Annotated in this window: 14 protein-coding genes; 9 read left to right on the plus strand and 5 right to left on the minus strand. The window is 72.0% G+C overall.

The annotated features are described in order from the left end of the window. The first annotated feature begins 26 nt into the window (after window positions 1-26). The 9 genes from rfbB (at window position 27) to GCU69_RS01690 (ending at window position 11,006) form a co-directional block, all read left to right on the plus strand. The gene (gene rfbB / locus GCU69_RS01650) at window positions 27-1,103 is read left to right on the plus strand and encodes a dTDP-glucose 4,6-dehydratase (protein WP_156204929.1); all 1,077 of its coding nucleotides are present in this window, start codon (window positions 27-29) and stop codon (window positions 1,101-1,103) included. An 834-nt stretch (window positions 1,104-1,937) separates the two neighbouring features. Beyond that, window positions 1,938-3,197: an MFS transporter gene (locus GCU69_RS01655; protein ID WP_170315756.1), complete on the plus strand. Its 1,260-nt coding sequence runs from the start codon at window positions 1,938-1,940 to the stop codon at window positions 3,195-3,197. A gap of 7 nt (window positions 3,198-3,204) precedes the next feature. Further along, on the plus strand, window positions 3,205-4,383 hold the full coding sequence (locus GCU69_RS01660; RefSeq protein WP_098751744.1) for a radical SAM protein: 1,179 nt from the start codon (window positions 3,205-3,207) through the stop codon (window positions 4,381-4,383). A gap of 3 nt (window positions 4,384-4,386) precedes the next feature. Further along, window positions 4,387-4,644, plus strand: a complete 258-nt coding sequence (locus GCU69_RS01665; RefSeq protein ID WP_098751743.1) for an acyl carrier protein — start codon at window positions 4,387-4,389, stop codon at window positions 4,642-4,644. After that, a complete protein-coding gene (locus GCU69_RS01670; RefSeq protein WP_098751742.1) occupies window positions 4,641-5,993 on the plus strand; it encodes a hypothetical protein in 1,353 nt (450 codons plus the stop codon). The genes GCU69_RS01665 and GCU69_RS01670 overlap by 4 nt, the downstream gene beginning before the upstream one ends. Further along, window positions 5,990-7,021, plus strand: a complete 1,032-nt coding sequence (locus GCU69_RS01675; RefSeq protein WP_156204931.1) for a Gfo/Idh/MocA family protein — start codon at window positions 5,990-5,992, stop codon at window positions 7,019-7,021. The genes GCU69_RS01670 and GCU69_RS01675 overlap by 4 nt, the downstream gene beginning before the upstream one ends. Further along, on the plus strand, window positions 7,022-8,221 hold the full coding sequence (locus tag GCU69_RS01680; protein ID WP_156204932.1) for a phosphotransferase family protein: 1,200 nt from the start codon (window positions 7,022-7,024) through the stop codon (window positions 8,219-8,221). It abuts the gene before it with no gap. Continuing rightward, window positions 8,218-9,495, plus strand: a complete 1,278-nt coding sequence (locus GCU69_RS01685) for a hypothetical protein (RefSeq protein WP_176604499.1) — start codon at window positions 8,218-8,220, stop codon at window positions 9,493-9,495. The genes GCU69_RS01680 and GCU69_RS01685 overlap by 4 nt, the downstream gene beginning before the upstream one ends. Continuing rightward, on the plus strand, window positions 9,492-11,006 hold the full coding sequence (locus GCU69_RS01690; protein ID WP_156204933.1) for a condensation domain-containing protein: 1,515 nt from the start codon (window positions 9,492-9,494) through the stop codon (window positions 11,004-11,006). The genes GCU69_RS01685 and GCU69_RS01690 overlap by 4 nt, the downstream gene beginning before the upstream one ends. Before the next feature lie 170 nt (window positions 11,007-11,176). On the opposite strand, the gene GCU69_RS01695 is transcribed toward GCU69_RS01690, so the two are convergent. The 5 genes from GCU69_RS01695 to chvE form a co-directional block, all read right to left on the minus strand. Beyond that, a complete protein-coding gene (locus GCU69_RS01695) occupies window positions 11,177-12,589 on the minus strand; it encodes a C15 family peptidase (protein WP_235978139.1) in 1,413 nt (470 codons plus the stop codon). 227 nt (window positions 12,590-12,816) lie between these two features. Then, a complete protein-coding gene (locus tag GCU69_RS01700) occupies window positions 12,817-13,983 on the minus strand; it encodes an aldose epimerase family protein (RefSeq protein WP_098751739.1) in 1,167 nt (388 codons plus the stop codon). Between the two features lie 128 nt (window positions 13,984-14,111). Next, window positions 14,112-15,350, minus strand: coding sequence for a multiple monosaccharide ABC transporter permease (gene mmsB / locus GCU69_RS01705; protein WP_176604500.1), 1,239 nt, complete (start codon window positions 15,348-15,350; stop codon window positions 14,112-14,114). Then, window positions 15,347-16,975 (minus strand): multiple monosaccharide ABC transporter ATP-binding protein, encoded by a 1,629-nt coding sequence (gene mmsA / locus GCU69_RS01710; RefSeq protein WP_156204934.1) that lies wholly within the window; start codon window positions 16,973-16,975, stop codon window positions 15,347-15,349. Before mmsA ends, mmsB begins: the two co-directional genes overlap by 4 nt. 12 nt (window positions 16,976-16,987) lie before the next feature. Further along, window positions 16,988-18,112, minus strand: coding sequence for a multiple monosaccharide ABC transporter substrate-binding protein (gene chvE / locus GCU69_RS01715; RefSeq protein WP_098751737.1), 1,125 nt, complete (start codon window positions 18,110-18,112; stop codon window positions 16,988-16,990). Between the last annotated feature and the right edge of the window lie 59 nt (window positions 18,113-18,171).

Genomic DNA, 18,171 nt, shown 5'->3' on the forward strand with positions numbered 1-18,171 from the left:
CGAACACCGCATGTAGGTTTGCGGCCATGCGCATGCTTGTCACCGGCGGTGCCGGCTTCATCGGTTCCGCATTCGTGCGGTCGCTGCTCTCGGGTACGGGCGCCGGGACCGGGGACACCCGGATCACGGTGCTCGACAAGCTCACCTACGCCGGGGTACCGGAAAATCTCGCCGAGGTCGCCGGGCATCCCCGCTATTCCTTCGTCCACGGCGACATCCGCGACGCGGGACTGGTGCGGGAGATCATGCCCGGCCACGACGCCGTGGTGCACTTCGCCGCCGAAACGCACGTGGACCGGTCCATCGACGGGGCCGCACCATTCGTGTCGACCAATGTCCTGGGCACCCAGGTGCTGCTGGACGCGGCCCGGGAGCAGGGGCTCGGCCGCTTTCTGCACGTGTCGACGGACGAGGTCTACGGTTCGATCCCGGCAGGGTCCTGGACGGAGACCAGTCCGCTCGCGCCCAACTCGCCGTACGCGGCCAGCAAGGCGGGTTCCGATCTGCTCGCCCTCTCCTACCACCGCACCCACGGCCTGGACGTCGTGGTGACCCGCTGCTCCAACAACTACGGTCCGCACCAGTTCCCGGAGAAGGTCGTTCCGCTGTTCATCACCCGGCTGCTCGAGGGCGTCAAGGTGCCGCTGTACGGCGACGGGCGCCATGTCCGTGACTGGCTGCACGTCTCGGACCACTGCCGGGGCCTCGAACTCGTCCTGCGCCACGGCCGGGCCGGCGAGGTCTACCACATCGGCGGCGGCACCGAGCTGACCAACGAGCAGCTGACCGGTCTGCTGCTGGCCGCCACCGGCACCGGCTGGGACCGGGTCGAGCACGTGCCCGACCGCAAGGGCCACGACCTGCGGTATTCGCTGGACTGCGGCAAGGCCGCGACGGAGCTGGGCTACGCGCCGCGGGTCGGGTTCGAGCGCGGGCTCGCCGACACCGTCGACTGGTACCGGGAACACCGGGCGTGGTGGGAGCCGCTGCGGCGACGCGCTGCGGAACGGGCCACCGCGTCTGCCGCGGGGGGCGCCACCGCACCGGCTGCCGCACCGGCTGCCGAGGGCGCCACAGGACCGGCCGCGAAACCGGCCACCTGACCGGCCACAGGACCGGCCGCCGCACCGGCCGCCGAGGGCGCCACCGGAGGGACCGGCGGGGCGTAGCCGCGGTGCGCGGTCCGGCGCGGCCGGCCGGCCGGCGTCCCCGGCGGAGGAGCTCACCCGGTCTCCTTCGTTTCGTTCATACGGTGGTTCCCCGCACGGAACCGGCAGTTCACCCACCGCTGCGGGAAATGCCGACGACACACGCGCACAACTGCCCGGAGAACCACGGTGGAACTCGGCCGCCGCGGAACGCCGCGCCACACTTTCACACAGCCGACTCCACGCCACAAGAGGGCCGGAAACGCCGTGTAAAGGGGCCGAATTTTACCCATGTGAGGCGGTAGTTAAACGCTGGAGAACAGTTCTGTCAGGCGCCCGAGGAAAGAAGCGGCGCTGATCGATCACGTCTTGACGAAAGCGGTCGCGATTGCATAACTTTCCGGCGTGACGGGGCGGTTCCGTATGGTGCCGCACGGTGATGCTCGCTTGTACCACGGCTGCCGGGAAACTCTTCCCGCGGCCGGCGATCGCTTGTCCGCAGCTCCGCCCGGAGAGTGCGGTTGACGGCTGGCAGTCTCTTCAGGCGGAGGGGTCACGAATGTCTGGCTGGCACGGCCGCGCTGCCGCGGATGGGCCCGCGGACTTAGCGGGGCACCGCGCCCGGCGCTTATTCCGCGTATCCGGGTTGTCGCCGGACCGTGTTCTCCGGTACGGACACCGGCGGTCCCCGGAATTCCGTTCCCGCTCCGGCGAGCCGCCCGCCGAGTGGCCGCGTGCGGTCCGGTGCTGAGGCCCGGGGCGGGGGCCACCGGAGTGAGTGCCGGGCCGGTGGAGACGTCCCCGTCCTCCGGCTTCGGCTGGTTCCTCTGCGGGCAGACCCTGAGCGGGTTCGGCGACCGTTTCACCGCGTTCACCGCGCAGAGCGTGGCGATCCTGGTGCTCGGTGCCTCCAGCACCCAGCTCGGCGTGCTGTCCGCCACCGGCTGGCTCGCCTATCCGGTTCTGGGCATGGTCGCCGGGGCCGTCCTCGCCCGGGTGCGCCTCAAGCGCGCGATGATCGCGGGGGAGCTGGTCCGGTTCGCCGCCTTCGCCGGGGTGGCCGTCACCGTGACGGCCGGACAGGTCTCCGTCACCCAGCTGCTGATCGTGGTCGCGGTGGCCGGAGCGGCCACGGTGTTCGTCGACATCAGCGGCCAGTCCCTGGTGCCGTCGCTGGTCGGCCGCGGCCGGCTGCTGAGCGCCAACTCCCGGCTGTCCGGCGCCGACAGCATGACCAAGCTCGCCGGTCCCGCGCTCGCCGGTGTGCTCTTCGGCCTGGCCGGCCCGGGCTGGGCCGCGGCGCTCGCCGCCGTCCCCTTCCTGCTGTCGGCCGCGGCACGGCTGCCGATCCGGGTCGCGGAGGAACGGCCGGGGCACCGCCGGGACCCGCCCGGGGCGCTGCTCGGCGGGATGCGGCAAGGGGTGGTCTTCGTATGGCGGCATCCGCTGCTGCGCCCCCTGGTCTGCCGGTCCGCGCTGCGCGGGTTCGGCACGGGTGCGGTGGACGCGGTGCTGCTGCTGTTCGCCTACCGCGGACTGGGCCTGTCCAGCACGCAGGGCGGTCTGCTGATGGCGGCCGGCTCGGTCGGTGCCCTGGCCGGGGCGGTGCTGGCGACCAGGATCATCGGCCGGCTCGGGATGCGGCGGTCGCTGCTGCTCACCGGGCTGGAGGGGGCGCTGTGGCTCGCCGTGCCGCTGTGCGCGGTGGCCGAGCCGCTGGTGGTGCTGCTGCTGATCCGGCTGCTCTCCGCGGTGTGGCTGCCGGTCTGGGGCGTCCTGGACGCCGGTCTCCGGCAGACGCTGGCCCCGCCCGGCCGCCAGAGCACGGTGCACGCGGTCACCAGGACCCTCAGCTTCTCGGCGATTCCGCTCGGGGCCGTGGCGGCAGGGTTCACGGGGGACGCGCTCGCCGCCCGGCTGGGGACCCCGGCCGGACTGGGAATGGTCCTGGCCGCCGGCGGACTCGTCGCGGCGTCCGGTGTCCTGATGCTCAGAAAAGAAGCACTACTCGACGACCGACAAGTGACGGCGCTTTCCGTGCGTCGGTAACGGAGGCATGATGCATCCTTCAACCACCAGGAAACTGAACGCCAAGGAATTCGCCGACATCAAACACACGGTGGCCATCCGGTCGAAGGCCCGCAGGAACCAGCTGGCCGACCCGGGTTACGCCGCTCCGATGCCGCAGGAGGTGAGCCTTCAGCTCACCTACCGGTGCAACCTCCGCTGCACACACTGCTACCAGTGGAACGAGCAGGGATTCTTCCGGGACTTCGAACCGGCGCGACAGCGCATGGAACTCGACCTCTCCATTGTCGAGGACGTGCTGGCCGCGACCGCGGGAACCCGCTCGAAGCTCTTCCTCTGGGGCGGCGAACCGCTGATGTACACCAAGTTCGGCGAGGTCGCCGACCTGCTCGAACGCTATCCGCGCACCGTCAACATGTGCACGAACGGACTGCTGTTCAAGCGCAAGCTGGACGACCTGCTGCGCATCGGGGAGAACCTCAACCTCCTGATCAGCCTGGACGGCCTCGGTGACGACCACGAGGCACTGCGCGGGAAGGGAACGTTCCGGCGCACCGTCGAGAACATCGAAACCATGCTGGAGCTGAAACGGCAGAATCGATTCGGCGGCGAGATATCGCTCTCCTGCATGGTCTCGCACGTCACCGTCGGCAAGATGTACGAGTTCATGGAGTGGGCCGAGGAACTCGGCGTCAACACCGTGTACTTCCAGTTCCCCTGGTACATCAGCCCCGAAGTGGCCGCCGCCATGGACGAGCTGTACGCCAAGTCCTTCTCCTGGCTCCGGCCGGACACCGGAACGGACCGGCCGACCTGGCACTCGTACACCTACCGGCTGCCTCCCGAGCAGCTTCCGGTGCTGCGCGAGTCCATGCGCCGGCTCGCCGAGCGGCGCTGGGGGGTCCGGGTGCGGTACCAGCCGCAGCTGGAGGCCGACGAGGTCGAGGACTTCATCCTCGGCACCTCCCAGCCCGCGCAGCGGCGCAGCCGGTGCCTCGCGGTGTCCAACCGGATGGAGGTCCACGCCGACGGCAAGGTCAGCTCGTGCAAGTTCTTCCCGGAGTTCGTCGTCGGCAGCCTCTACGAGACCCCGGTGGCCGAGCTGTGGCAGAGCGAGGCCTTCCGCGAAGTCCGAAAGACCCTGGCAGAGGGCGGAATGATGCCCGTCTGCTCCAAGTGCATCCTCCTCTACCTCAACGGGGTGTGACCGGTGAACGAGATCGAATCCAGGATCAAGTCGGTGCTCGCGGACGTGCTGCAGAAGGAGGGAGAGCTGGACGACGTGGGGCCGGACACCGACCTCGTCGAGGAGTACGGGCTGGACTCGCTCCAGACGATCTCCTTCCTGCTGCGCATCGAGGACACCTTCGATGTCGAACTCGACTACGACAGCCTCCAGCTCTCCGATCTGCGCTCGATCCGCCGCTTCGCCGAACACGTCGCCGGGCTGAGCACGGCGGAGCGATGACGTCCGGCAGGACCGCCCACTGGGGGACCTTCGACGCCGAGCGCTGGTGGCGGCCCCACGACCTGGCCGTGCTGCCCGCCGTCACCATGCCGGGCGGCCGGTCCGCGGTGGACGCCATGGACGAACTCCTCGCCGGTTTCTGCCGGCCGGGGGACGTGCTGGTCACCCGCCATCCCGTGGCGGACGTGGTGCGCGACGGCCTGGCGGCCTGCGGCATCACCTTCGAGCCGTACGCCGTGTCACCGGCGCCCGGCACTGCGGACCGCCCGGACCCCGGCACTGCGGACGGCCCGGCGCTCAGCACGGCGGACGGCCCGCCCGTGACGGTGGACGCGATGATCGCGGCCGACCCGGCGGCGCGCGAGCGGATCGCGGCCTGCGAGGAGTGGCAGCCCTACGCCGTGCTGCCCGACACCGCCGCGCTCGCCGCCCGGCTCGGCGGGCCGGACCGGCTGCCTCCGGTCTCCGTGGTCGCCGAGGTCAACTCCAAGACCTGGTCCGACGGCCTCGTACGGAAACGCGGCCTGCCCGGTGCCGCACGCGTGGTCCGCTCGGCCGGTGAACTGGAGGCGGCCGTGCTGGAATGCGGCTTCCCCGCGGTCGTGAAGGATCCGTACGGGGTGTCCGGCCGGGGCGCCCTGGAACTCACCACGCCCGGTGTGCTGGCGGCCGTCCGGCGCGCGGTCGGCCGCCAGGAGGCGAAGGGCCGGCGGGTCGAACTGCTGGTGCAGCCCGTCTATCCCAAGCGCTGCGACTTCTCCGGGCACCTGGCCGTCGCGCCCGGCGGCCGTGCCACCGTGCTGGGCGTGCAGACGATGTCGAACCGCGGGTTCCGCCACATGGGCTCCCAGCCGGCGGACCCCGGGCTGACCGCCGTGCTCATGCGGGCGGGCTACTTCGACGTGCTCGCCGAGGTCGCCGACGCGCTCGCCGACGCGGGCTACTGGGGACCGGCCGGAGTGGACTCGATGCTGCTCGACGACGGGACGCTGATCCCCGTACTGGAGATCAACGCACGCCACTCGCTGGGCCTGCTCAGCCTGCGCCTGGACGAGCAGGCCCGGGAGCACGGTCTCCGCTGCCGGCTGCGGCAGCTGGATCTCGCCGTTCCCGAGGGCGCGGACATCGGGACGCTGTGCGCGGAACTGCGCCGGGCCGGCTGCCGCTACGGCGGAGGCCCGCACCCCGGAGCCGCCGTGCTCGCCGGAAGCACCCTGGCCGCACCGGGCGGCCGGGTGCACTGTGCGCTCTTCAGCCGGCCGGACGACGCGGACCGGCTGGAGCGGCAGGTGCTCGCGGCCGTGTCCGCCGCGGGCATGAGGCCGCGGGGGGAGGAGCACGCGGCATGAGGATCGGCCTGATCGGCGCGACCGCGATCGCCGAACGCGCGATCGTAGGGCCCGCCGGGCGCCACGACGACGTACGGGTCCGCGCCGTGGCCGCCCGCGACGCCGGGCGCGCGGCCGAGTTCGCCGAACGCAACGGCATCCCCCGGGTGCACGCCGACTACGGGGCGCTGCTGGAGGACCCCGGCATCGACACCGTGTACGTCTCGCTCCACAACTCGGCACACCACCCGTGGGCGGTGCGCGCGGCCCGGTCGGGGCGCCACGTCATCGTGGAGAAACCGCTCTGCCTGGGCCCCGACGAGCTGGACGGCATCCGGCGGGCCGCGCTCGCGGGCGGAGTGCTGGTGACCGAGGCCGTGCCCACGGCGGGCCACGCGTGGCAGCCGGCCGTCCGCGCCATGATCCGCGACGGGCGCCACGGACGGCTCCGTTCCGTCCGCACCCGGATCCGCTTCGGGGTCCCCGCCCCCGGCAGCTACCGGGACCGGCCCGAACTCGGCGGCGGCGTCTTCCTCGACAGCGCCGCCTACTGGCTCCAGGCCGTGCAGGCGACCGCGGGACTGGCCGGCGCCACCGGCAGCGGCCGCGCGCTGCTCACCGGCCCGTACGGCGCGGACCGGGAGTTCGAGGCCCGTCTGGACTGGGCCGACGGGCGGAGCGCCGAACTCCGCTGCGAGGTCGGTGAACGGCACCTGGCCCAGCACGAGTTCGTCTTCGAGGCGGCGCGGGTGCGGCTGCGGAACTTCCTGCTCCCCGCGGCCGGCGCCCTGCCGCTGAACCTGGTCGTCGAGCACGACGACGGGACCAAGAAGGTGCTGTCGTTCCCGCCGGTGGCGTATTACGACAGCCAGCTCGACCGTGTCCGCGCGCTGCTGCGGGGCGGGGCGGGCGGCGACGGCGGCGGCGGTGACGACACCGGTGAGGGCGGCGGTGCCGGTGCCGGGGAACTGGACCGGGCGGGCGAGCGGGTGGCGCTGATGGCCTCGATCCACCGCCGGGCGATGTGTGCGACGGAAAGGCAGGAGTGAGTGGACAACATCTACCGGCGGCGGCTCGACCGGGAACAGCTTGACCGCGTGCTCGCCTCGGCGGGCATCGCCCCGGGCCTGGTGAGGTCGTGGACCGAGCTGCCGGAGGCCACCTTCAACACCGTCTACCGCGTCGAACTGGACGGCGGCACGGCCGCGGCGGCGTCCGCGGCGGCGTCGGCGGCGAACGGGACCCCGTCGGACCAGTTGCGGCCGAGCGGGGTGCAGCCGGGCGAGGTGCAGCCGGGCGGGGTGCCGTCCGGTGAGATGCCGCCGGGCCCGGTGCCGTCCGGTGCGGTGCCGTCCGGTGCGGTGCCGTCCGGTGCGGTGCCGTCCGGAGCGGTGCTCAAGGTGGCCCCCGATCCGGACGCGCCCGCACTCGCCTACGAGCAGGGGATCATGCGCACCGAGGCGCTGTTCCACCGGGAGGCGGCCGCCGCGCACCTTCCCGTTCCGAAGGTGCTGCACGCCGACTTCGGCCGCGAGACCACCGGCAGCGACCTGCTGCTGCTGTCCGAGCTGCCCGGAGCCGACTGGCACACCCTGCGCGAGCGGATCGGCGGTCCCGACCGCGAGCGGCTGCGCACCGAGCTGGGCGGCCTCGTCGCCCGGCTGCACCGGATCACCGGCCCCGGGTTCGGCTATCCGCAGGGCGAGCCGGCGCCCGACTGGCCGACCGCGTTCACCGCCATGGTGGAGGCGGTGCTGACCGACGCCGACCGCTACGGCGCTGAGCTGCCCGTCTCCGCCGAGCGGGTCCGGGCGGCAGTGCGGGACTCGGCGGACGTGCTGGCAGCCGTACGCACCCCGGCGCTCGTCCACTTCGACCTGTGGGACGGCAACATCCTGATCGACCCCGCCCCGCCGCGCCCGCGGATCAGCGGCCTCATCGACGGCGAACGGGCCTTCTGGGGCGATCCGCTGGCCGACCTGGTCTCGCCCGCGCTGTTCGGCGACATCGAGCGCGATCCCGCCTTCCTGGCCGGATACCGCGCAGGCGGCGGGCAGGTGCTCTTCGACTCCGCAACCCGGCGGCGGCTCGCCCTGTACCGCTGCTATCTCTACCTCATCATGCTGACCGAGGCGGTGCCCCGCGGCTACGGCGGCCCCGAGCACGCCTGGGTCGCCGCGCAGGCCGGGCGCCAACTCCGCGCCCAGCTGGAAGCGCTGGACACGGTCCGGCCGGGGAGCGCGCCGTGATCGAGATACTCACCTCCGGAGTCGCCCTCGGGGTGCACGTGCCCGGGCTGCTGCTGGCCGACCGGCTGCGCGAGCAGGGCGCCGAAGCCGAGGTGCGGGTGCTGGAGCGGCTGCTCCCGGAGCGGGTCCGTGCCACCACGAGCGCCATGAAATGGGCGTTCCACCGGGATTTCCGGCTCGCCTCGGCCGGCCGGCGGCTGCTCACCGACCCGTCGTCCGCCGTGACGGGCCGGGCGGTCGACGCGCTGACGGACGTCTGGCGGGCCCGCGGCGTCACACGGTTCGTCGTCCTCTCCGGCTTCTGGCTGCCGATCCTGGAGAAGTACCTCGCGGGCTGCGAGGACCCGCCCCCGGTCGACCTCTGCCACGTCGACTCGGTGTTCTCGCCGTCGTTCCGCGGGCTCGGCCGTTCCGCGCTGAACCCGCGCCACATCCGGCTGGCCGACCACGCCGGGGGCCGCGTGCCGTACAGCATTCCGGTGACGCGAGAGCCGGCCGTGCCGTGGGCGGACCGGGACCGGCGTCTGCTGGTGCACGGCGGCGGCTGGGGCATGGGCACCTACCGCGGCCACGTCCCGGAGTTGCGGGACCGCGGGTGGGAGCTGGACGTGCTCGCCTACGAACAGGCCGACGTCACCGCGGACGAGGGGATCCGCTACTTCATGCTCGACCCGGCATGGCACCCCTGGCAGGACAACGGCTATCCGCCGTTCGGCCGGGCGCTGCCGGGCGAACCCGTGCGCTACACCCGCGGCACGGGCCACCACGGCTCCTTCGACCTGGCCCGGACCGCGACGGCCATGGTGAGCAAGCCCGGCGGCGGCACGCTGCTGGACTCGCTGTGGTCGGCGACCCCGCTCGTCCTGCTCGATCCGTTCGGCGAACACGAGGAACACAACGCCCGGTTGTGGACGCGGCTCGGCTTCGCCATCGGCCTCCAGGACTGGCGGGCCACCGGATGCGACCCCGACGTCCTGGCGGAGCTGCACCGGACCCTGCTACAGGCGTCCGCCCGGCCCCGCGACTACTCCCGGCTGCTCGCGGAGCCGGATCCGGGGGAGCGGCGGGCGGACGCGGGGACGGGGCCGGAGACGAAGACGAGGCCGGAGACGAAGACGGGGCCGGGGCCGGACCGGGAGAGGGAGCCGGGCCGGAACACGGCGCCGGACCGGGAGACGGAGCCGGACCGGGAGACGGCGCCGGACCGGGAGACGGAGCCGGACCGGAAGTCGGCGCCGGACCGGACGAAGGAGCCGGAGGTGGAAGCGTCATGACGACAGGTCGGCCCGGGATCCGGCACAGCACGGTCCGCCTGTACTTCACCGGTCTGCCGGGCGGGACGTACGAGGCCACCTGGGGCCAGCGGGAGATGTGGCGGACGATCGCCACCCACCGGCCGGCCGGCTTCTACCAGCTCTCCCAGATCATCCCCGTCCCCGCGGACAGAACGCTCGACGACGTGCTGGAGGTCGTCCGCCGACTGGTCGGACGGCACGAGTCGCTGCGCACCACGTTCGTGCGGCACCCCGGCGGCCGGCTGTCCCAGGTGGTCCATGCCGAGGGCTCGCTGCCCGTGCACGTCCGGGAGCCGGCCGCCGCGGACCGCGAGCGCGAGACGGCCGAGTCACTGGTGGACACGTTCATGGCGGACGAGCCGCTGCTGGACCGGGACTTCGCCCTGCGGGCCGCCGTGGTGACCCGGGAGGGTCTCGGCCGGTATCTGGTGCTGGTCTGCTCCCATGTGGTGCTGGACGGGCACAGCGAACGGGTGCTGTCCGGCGAGGCGAAGGCGCTGCTGGCCGCGGACCCGGCCGCGCGGGACGGCTGCCTCCCCGCGAACCCGCACCAGCCCTCCGGCCAGGCCCTGGCGGAGACCTCGGCCAGGAGCCGGAGGACTTCGGCGCGCTCGGTCGCGTACTGGCGCTCGGTGCTCCTCGGCGCCCCGGAAAGCCCGTTCCCGTACGGTCCGGCGCGGGGAGGCGGGCCGGTGTGGTGCGGCAGGCTCTCCTCCGCGTCGGTCGCCGCCGCCGAGCGGGAGCTGGCGCGGTCCGAGGGGCTGTCGTCGGGCGCCCTGTATCTGAGCGCCGTCTCCCGGGTGCTGCTGCGGGCCTTCGGCCGTACGGCCATGATGTACCGGGTGCCGGTCAGCAACCGTTTCGACCCGGCCGTGGACGGTTACGTAGGCAACCTCTCGCAGCACACGGTCGTCACCGTCGACGCGTCCACGGGCACCTTCTACGAACTGGTGCGCAGGGTCGAACGGGATCTGCTGCGGGCCTGTGTGCACGCCCGGTACGACCCGGAGGAACTGGCCGGGGCGCTGCCCGGGATCGAGGCACGCCGGGGAGCCGCGCCGGAGCTGGCCTGTCTGTTCAACGATCTGAGGAGCCCGGAAGCCAAGCGGCGGGACGGCGCGCCGGGACGGGAGCCACCCGCGCCCGGTGCCGCCGCCGGTGTTTCCCCGGAGGGGGCGGACGGGCCGGACTCGCAGGTGACGTGGAGCCTCCTGCACGCCCGCAACAGCGACATCAAGCTGCACGCCCGCGTCGCGCAGAGCGGGGACCGGCCGGTCGTGGACATCGCGGCCGACGTCTCGTACCTGCCCCGGAGGGCCATCGCCGACTGCCTGTTCGCCGTCGAACGGCTGCTGGTGCGGGCGGCGCGGGCGGACATCCGGCTGGACGCACCCGGGGGCTCGCGGGTACCGGGGGCTCGGCAGGGCCCGGAGGCGCCGGAGGGTCCGCCGGCTCCGCAGGGCCCGGAGGCGCCGGAGGACGGGGCCTGACGACCCCCCGTCCTTCCGGAGCCCCGCGGCCCCCGCAGCCCGTGGGCCCCTGTCCGCCGGAGCCCGGCGTGCGGCCCGGGACGTGCCGCCACGCTCGGCACGTGCCGCCACGTGCGGGAAGGGCAGGCACGCGCAGGAAGGGCGGCCACGCTCGGGAAGGGCGGCCACGCTCAGGACGTGGTGCCCGCCGCCACCCGTACGAGTTCGCGGATCTGCGCCGTGATGGCCTCCCGGTTCGCGATGAACTCCGGGTCCTGGATCTCGCCGTTGTTGCCGGAGCCGAAGGCGAGCACCGGGGTGTGCAGATGGCCGCCCGGGACGTCCAGCTCCACCGCGTCGCGCAGCAGCGTGGCGCGGTAGGCGATCTCGTTGGAGAGGTAGTTGCCGCCGCTGCCCTGGCGGGCCTCGGAGCCCGGGGTGGGGCCGTCCGGGCTGGGCACCTCCTCGGTGGAGCCCGCGGGGATCTCCCTGACCGCGGTGTTGTCCACGACCGTGAAGTCACCGGTCGGGGCGGTCGTCATGGCCTCGTACGGCAGGCTGGTCGTCGTCCACTGCGGCTGCGGTTCGACCGTCGGCACGCCCGGCGGGACGGGGATGACACCGGTGGGGCCCAGGCCGTTGTTGTCCTGGTAGCCGCCGCGCCAGGCGCCGTTGTAGCGCTCGACGTCGAACTGCTCGGGCCTGCCCTGGCTGATCGTGGTGAACAGGTCCACCCGGGAGGGGCCGGGCTCGAAGTGCGGCAGCAGCGCCTGCTCCACCATGCCGTCGGCGAAGTCGTCCCAGCGGACCGGGAAGACGGCGGTCTCGACGCGGGCAGGGCCCGACGGGGTGTCGATCGTCGTGCCGTCCAGGGCGAGCGCGGCGGCGCCCGAGGGGTTGCCCTGGCGCCGGTCGAAGTTGAGCTGGAAGGGGTCGAAGCCGGTCACCAGGACGCGCTTGACGGTGTCCTCGCCGGTCCCGCCGCCTCCGCCGTCCGGCGGCAGGTCGATCGAGGTGTGGCCGCGGGAGGTGCGTTCCAGCCGGTTCAGCAGGTCCGCGCGCCCGGTGTCGGTCAGCTCGAAGGCGGACGGCTCCCAGGTGCGCAGCGCCGTGGTCATCCCCAGCCGGGCCCAGTACAGCGGCCGGTCGTCGCTCCGGCTCAGGTCACCGCCGTCCGGGCCGCGGCCCTGGGCCCGGTCCACGGCCCGCTGCCACAGCTCCTCGCCGCTCCGCTCGGTCAGGCTCCGCGCCTGCTCCGGGCTGTCGACGCCGCCGAGGGCCGCGGTGAAGTCGGAGGCGACGGTGTCGAAGCCGCTGCGCCGCAGGATCTCCTGCGGCTCGGGGTCGGTGAGGAACTGCTCCTCGTAGGTGGGCTCCGCGGCCGCGGCGGCCGTGGTTCCGGCCGCCGGGGCCCCCGCGAGCGGGACCGCGAGGGCCCCGGTGAGGACGGCCGCGGTGAGCAGCGCGCCCCGCGGGCGGGTCCGGCGGGCGGGAGCCGGGCCGGCCGGGGATGTGGCCGAAGGGGGCGTGGTCGAAGGGGGCGTGGTCGTGGCGGGCGTGGTGGTGGTCGCGGGGCGAGTCCTGCGGTTGCGCATCTGCCGCAAGGCCGGTCCTTTCGTCGGCCGCCGTCCGCCGGCCGGGCCGTCGGGCGGTGGAGACACGGATCCTTCTGGCCGGGCACGCTACGGACGCCGCCGCGGCGGCGGCAAGGGCCGCGGGGGCAGGACCGGGACACTCTGCCCGCGCAGGTCGGGGCGTACTGCCCCGGTGGGCGCGCGGTGATGCCCCGCGCGCCGGGAGCGGCGTCACCGCCCCCGGCGTCCCGGCGGACTCAGCGGGTGGTGCCGAAGGTGTGCACCGTCTCCGAGCGGTACCGCTCGCCGGGGCGGAGCACCGTGGACGGGAAGTCCGGCTGGTTCGGGGAGTCCGGGAAGTGCTGGGTCTCCAGGCAGAACGCGTCGCCCTGCCGGTAGACCCGTCCCGAGGTGCCCGCGAAGGAGCCGTCGAGGAAGTTGCCGGTGTAGAGCTGGACGCCGGGCTCCGTGGTGGCGATCCGCAGGGTGCGGCCGGAGGCCGGGTCGGTGACCTTCATCGCGTTCTCCGGGCGGGGCGTGATGCCCTTGTCCAGCACGAAGTTGTGGTCGAAGCCCTGGCCGTACAGCACCTGCTGGTGGGCTTCGCGGATGTCCTCGCCGATCGGCTTCGCGCGGCGGAAGTCGAACGGCGTGCCCGCGACCCGGGCCAGTTCGCCGGTCGGGATGAGGGTCTCCCCGACCGGGGTGAAGCGGGAGGCGTCGAGCTGGAGCTCGTGGTCGTACACCGAGCCGCTGCCCTCGCCCGAGAGGTTGAAATAGGTGTGGTTGGTGAGGTTGACGACCGTGGGCGCCGTGGTGGTCGCCTCGTAAACGATCCGGAAGGCCCCGGTCCGGGTCAGGATGTAGTCGACCCGGACCCGCAGCGTGCCGGGATAGCCCATGTCGCCGTCCGGGCTGGTGAGGGACAGCGTGAGGCCGGTCTCCCCGCCGCGGGCCCACGGCTCCACGTCCCAGATCAGCTTGTCGAAGCCCTTGTCGCCGCCGTGCAGGCTGTTCGGGCCGTCGTTGACGGGCAACTGGTACGTCTCGCCGTCCAGGGTGAAGCGGCCCTCGGCGATCCGGTTGCCGTAGCGGCCGATCAGGGCACCGAAGTACGGGCTGTGGGTGACGTAGTCGCCGACGTTTCCGAAGCCCAGCGAGATGTTGGCGTACCGGCCGCGGCGGTCCGGGACCTCCAGCGACTGGACGATGCCGCCGTAGGACAGGACGCCGAGTCTCGTCCCGCCTGCCGCGAGGGTCCACCGGTCGACCCGGGTGCCGTCCGGAAGCTGTCCGAAGGGTTCCCGGGAGGGCGGCCGGAGCTCCGCTCCTGTGCCCGCCGCCCGGGCTGTTCCCGTTGTCGTCATGCTCGCTGCCAATCCCGCCGCCGCTGCCGCGATCACGGTGCGTCTCGAAGTTGTCATATGCCTCGCCCATTCTTTCAGGAGGGAAAAGGGGGCCTTTCGGTCAGGAGAGGGGGCCTTTCGGGAGGAACGGGCCCCGATGCGTCCCCGGCCCGGAAGCCGGGCCGGGGACGGACGCGGGGGCCGGGTCAGGAACCGACACGGCGCTTGTTCCAGACGTCGAAGCCGACCGCGGCCAGCAGCACCAGACCCTTGATGACCTGCTGGTAGTCGGTGCCGATGCCGACCAGCGACATGCCGTTGTTGAGGACGCCGAGCACCAGACCGCCGATGATGGCGCCCAGCACCGTACCGACGCCGCCGCTGGCGGAAGCACCGCCGATGAAGGCGGCGGCGATGGCCTCCAGCTCGAAGTTGATACCCGCGTTGGGGGTGGCCGCGGTCAGCCGCGCGGCGTAGACGACACCGGCCAGCGCCGCGAGCACGCCCATGTTGACGAAGACCAGGAAGGTGACGCGCTTGTCCTTGACGCCGGACAGCTTGGCCGCCGGCCGGTTGCCGCCGAGGGCGTACACATGGCGGCCGATGACCGCGTTGCGCATCACGAAGCCGAGCGCGATCAGCAGACCGCACAGCACCAGCAGCACGATCGGGGCGCCGTGGTAGCTGGCCAGGGTCAGGGCGAAGGCCACGATCGCGGCGACCAGGGCGGTGCACTTGGCGACGAAGAGCCCCATCGGGATCACGTCGAGCTCGTACTCCTCCTGACGCTTGCGGTCCCGCCACTCCCGCCACAGCACGAAGAGGATCACGGCGAGCGCGATCACCAGGGTCGGGTTGTGGTAGTCGGTGTACGGGCCCATCTCGGGGATGAAGCCGTTGCCGACCGACTGGAAGCCGTCGGGGAAGGGCCGCAGCGTCTGGCCCTCCAGCAGGATCTGCGTGGCGCCCCGGAACAGCAGCATCCCGGCCAGCGTCACGATGAAGGACGGAATGCCGATATACGCGATCCAGAAGCCCTGCCAGGCCCCGGCGGCGGCGCCGATCAGCAGGCAGAGCGCCAGCGCCAGTGCCCAGGGCATGTCGTGTTTGATCATCATCACGCCCGCGGCGGCGCCGATGAACGCGGCCAGCGATCCGACCGACAGGTCGATGTGGCCGGCGATGATGACGATCATCATCCCGATGGCGAGGATCAGGATGTAGCTGTTCTGCTGGACCAGGTTGGTGACGTTCTGCGGCTTCAGCAGGATGCCGTCGGTCCATATCTGGAACAGCACGACGATCAGCGCCAGCGCCAGCAGCATGCCGTACTGCCGCATGTTGGCGCGCATGCCGCGGGCCAGGGTCCCGAGCAGGCCGTCCGGGCCGCCGGGGGAGGACGCGGCACCGGCCGCGCTGTCCGTCTTCGTGGTGGGCGCGCTCATCCCGTCAGTCCTCGCTCCTGGTCCGCCGGCCCGTCGGTCCGGCCCGGCGTCGTCGCCGTCAACGATCTGTCCATGGTCATGTGGCGCATCAGCACTTCCTGGGTGGCGTCGGCCCGGGCCACCTCGCCGGTCAGCCGGCCGGCCGCCATCGTGTAGATCCGGTCGCACATCCCCAGCAGCTCGGGCAGTTCCGAGGAGATGAAGACCACGGCCTTGCCCTGCGCCGCCAGGTCGTTGATCACCGTGTAGATCTCGTACTTGGCGCCGACGTCGATGCCGCGGGTCGGCTCGTCGAGGATCAGTACCTCCGGACCCGCGAAGATCCACTTGCTGAGCACGACCTTCTGCTGGTTGCCGCCGCTGAGCCGGCCGACCGGCTCGAACACCGTGGGCGCCTTGATGTTCATGCTCTTGCGGAACCGCTCGGCGACCCGGGTCTCCTCGTGCTCGCTGACCACGCCGCGGTGGGCGACCTTGTCCAGCGCGGCGAGCGAGATGTTGCGGCTGACGTGGTCGCCCAGGTTGAGCCCGTAGGTCTTGCGGTCCTCGGTGACGTACGCGATGCCGTGCCGGACCGCGGCGGGCACGGTGCGGGTGGACACCTCCCGGCCGTCGACGTACACGCTTCCCGCGGCGTACCGCCCGTAGGAGCGGCCGAAGACGCTCATCGCCAGCTCGGTGCGCCCGGCGCCCATCAGCCCCGCGATGCCGACGATCTCCCCGCGGCGCACCTCGACCGACACGTTGTCCACGACCTTGCGCTGCTGGTCGATCGGGTGGTGCACGGTCCAGCCGGAGACGGCGAACGCGGTCTCGCCCGCGTCGTCGCCCTCGTACGGGGTGCGTTCGGGGAAGCGGTGGTCCAGATCGCGGCCGACCATGCCGCGGATGATCCGGTCCTCGGAGACCACCGGCTCGGCGTCGGGCGTCTCGCGGACCGTGAGCGTCTCGATGGTGCGGCCGTCCCGCAGGATGGTGACGGAGTCGGCCACCTTGCGGATCTCGCCCAGCTTGTGCGAGATGAGGATGCAGGAGATGCCCTGCGCCCGGAACTCCAGCAGCAGATCGAGGAGTTTCGCGCTGTCCTCGTCGTTCAGCGCGGCGGTGGGCTCGTCCAGGATGAGGAGCTTCACCTCCTTCGACAGCGCCTTCGCGATCTCCACCAGCTGCTGCTTGCCCACGCCGATGTCCGCGACCCGGGTCAGCGGCGGGTCGGTCAGCCCGACCCGGCGCAGCAGCTTCCCGGCGTGCCCGAGGGTGTCGTTCCAGTGGATGACGCCGCGGGTGGCGTGCTCGTTGCCGAGGAAGATGTTCTCGGCGAGCGAGAGATACGGCACCAGGGCGAGTTCCTGGTGAATGATCACAATGCCGCGCCGCTCGCTGGCGCGGATATCCTTGAAGGCGCACGGCTCACCCCGGAAAACGATGTCACCCTGGTAGCTGCCGTGCGGATGGACGCCGCTGAGGACCTTCATCAAGGTCGACTTGCCGGCGCCGTTCTCCCCGCAGATCGCGTGGATCTCGCCCTCGCGGACGGTGAGTTCGACCTCCGAGAGCGCCTTGACGCCCGGGAAGGTCTTGGTGATGGAGCGCATCTCCAGCACCGGAGCGGTCCCGCTGCTCATCGCGCCGCCCCTCTACTTCAGCTCCGAGGGCTTGTAGTAGCCCTCGTCGATCAGCAGCTGGGTGTTGGACTTGTCGATGCTCACCGGCTGAAGCAGGAAGGCCGGTACGACCTTCTTGCCGTTGTCGTACGACGTGGTGTCGTTGACCTGCGGCTCGCCGCCCGTCAGCATCGCGTCGCCCATCTGCACGGTGGCCTTGGCGAGCTTGCGGGTGTCCTTGTAGACGGTCTGCGTCTGCTCGCCCGCCATGATGGACTTCACGGAGGCCTTCTCGGCGTCCTGCCCGGTGATGACCGGGTACGGCTGGCTCTTGCTGCCGTAGCCCACGCTCTTGAGCGCGGACAGGATGCCGATGGAGATGCCGTCGTACGGCGAGAGGACGGCGTCCACCTTCTCCGAGGTGTACGACGCCGACAGCAGGTCGTCCATCCGCTTCTGCGCGGTGCCGCCGTCCCAGCGCAGCGTGGTGATCTGGTTGAGCTTCGTCTGGCCGCTGCGGACGACGAGCTTCTTGTCCTCGATGTACGGCTTCAGGACGCTCATCGCGCCGTTGAAGAAGAAGCGGGTGTTGTTGTCGTCCGGGGAGCCGGCGAACAGCTCGATGTTGAACGGGCCCTTTTCCGGGTTTCCGCCGTCCTTCTCCTTCAGGCCCAGCTTGTCGACGATGTACGTGCCCTGCTGCACGCCCACCTTGAAGTTGTCGAAGGTCGCGTAGTAGTCGACGTGCTCGGTGCCCATCAGCAGCCGGTCGTAGGCGATGACGGGGATGTTGGCGTCGGCGGCCCGGTCGAGGACGTTCGTCAGGGCCGCGCTGTCGATCGCGGCGATGACGATCAGCTTGTGGCCCTTGGCGATCATGTTCTCGATCTGGGCGACCTGCTCGTCGACGTCGTCGTTGCCGAACTGGAGGTCCGTCTTGTAGCCCTTGGACTGGAACTGCTTCGCCATGTTCCGGCCGTCGGCTATCCAGCGCTCGGAGGACTTGGTGGGCATCGCGAGGCCGATGGTGCCGCCCTTCGCGTCCTCCCCCTTGCGGCTGTCCCGGCCGACGCCGTTGGCGTTCTGGCCGCAGGCGGTGAGCGAGGCCGCGAGCAGCGCGGCGGCGAGAGCCGCGCCCACGGCTCTGTGGGTACGCATGGTGATCGAATCCTTCCCTGGTGCGGGCGGACCGGTGGTCGTGCCGGTCCGGCGGCTCG

Origin of the sequence: Streptomyces lycii (assembly GCF_009735685.1) — a bacterium.
GTDB lineage: Bacteria > Actinomycetota > Actinomycetes > Streptomycetales > Streptomycetaceae > Streptomyces > Streptomyces lycii.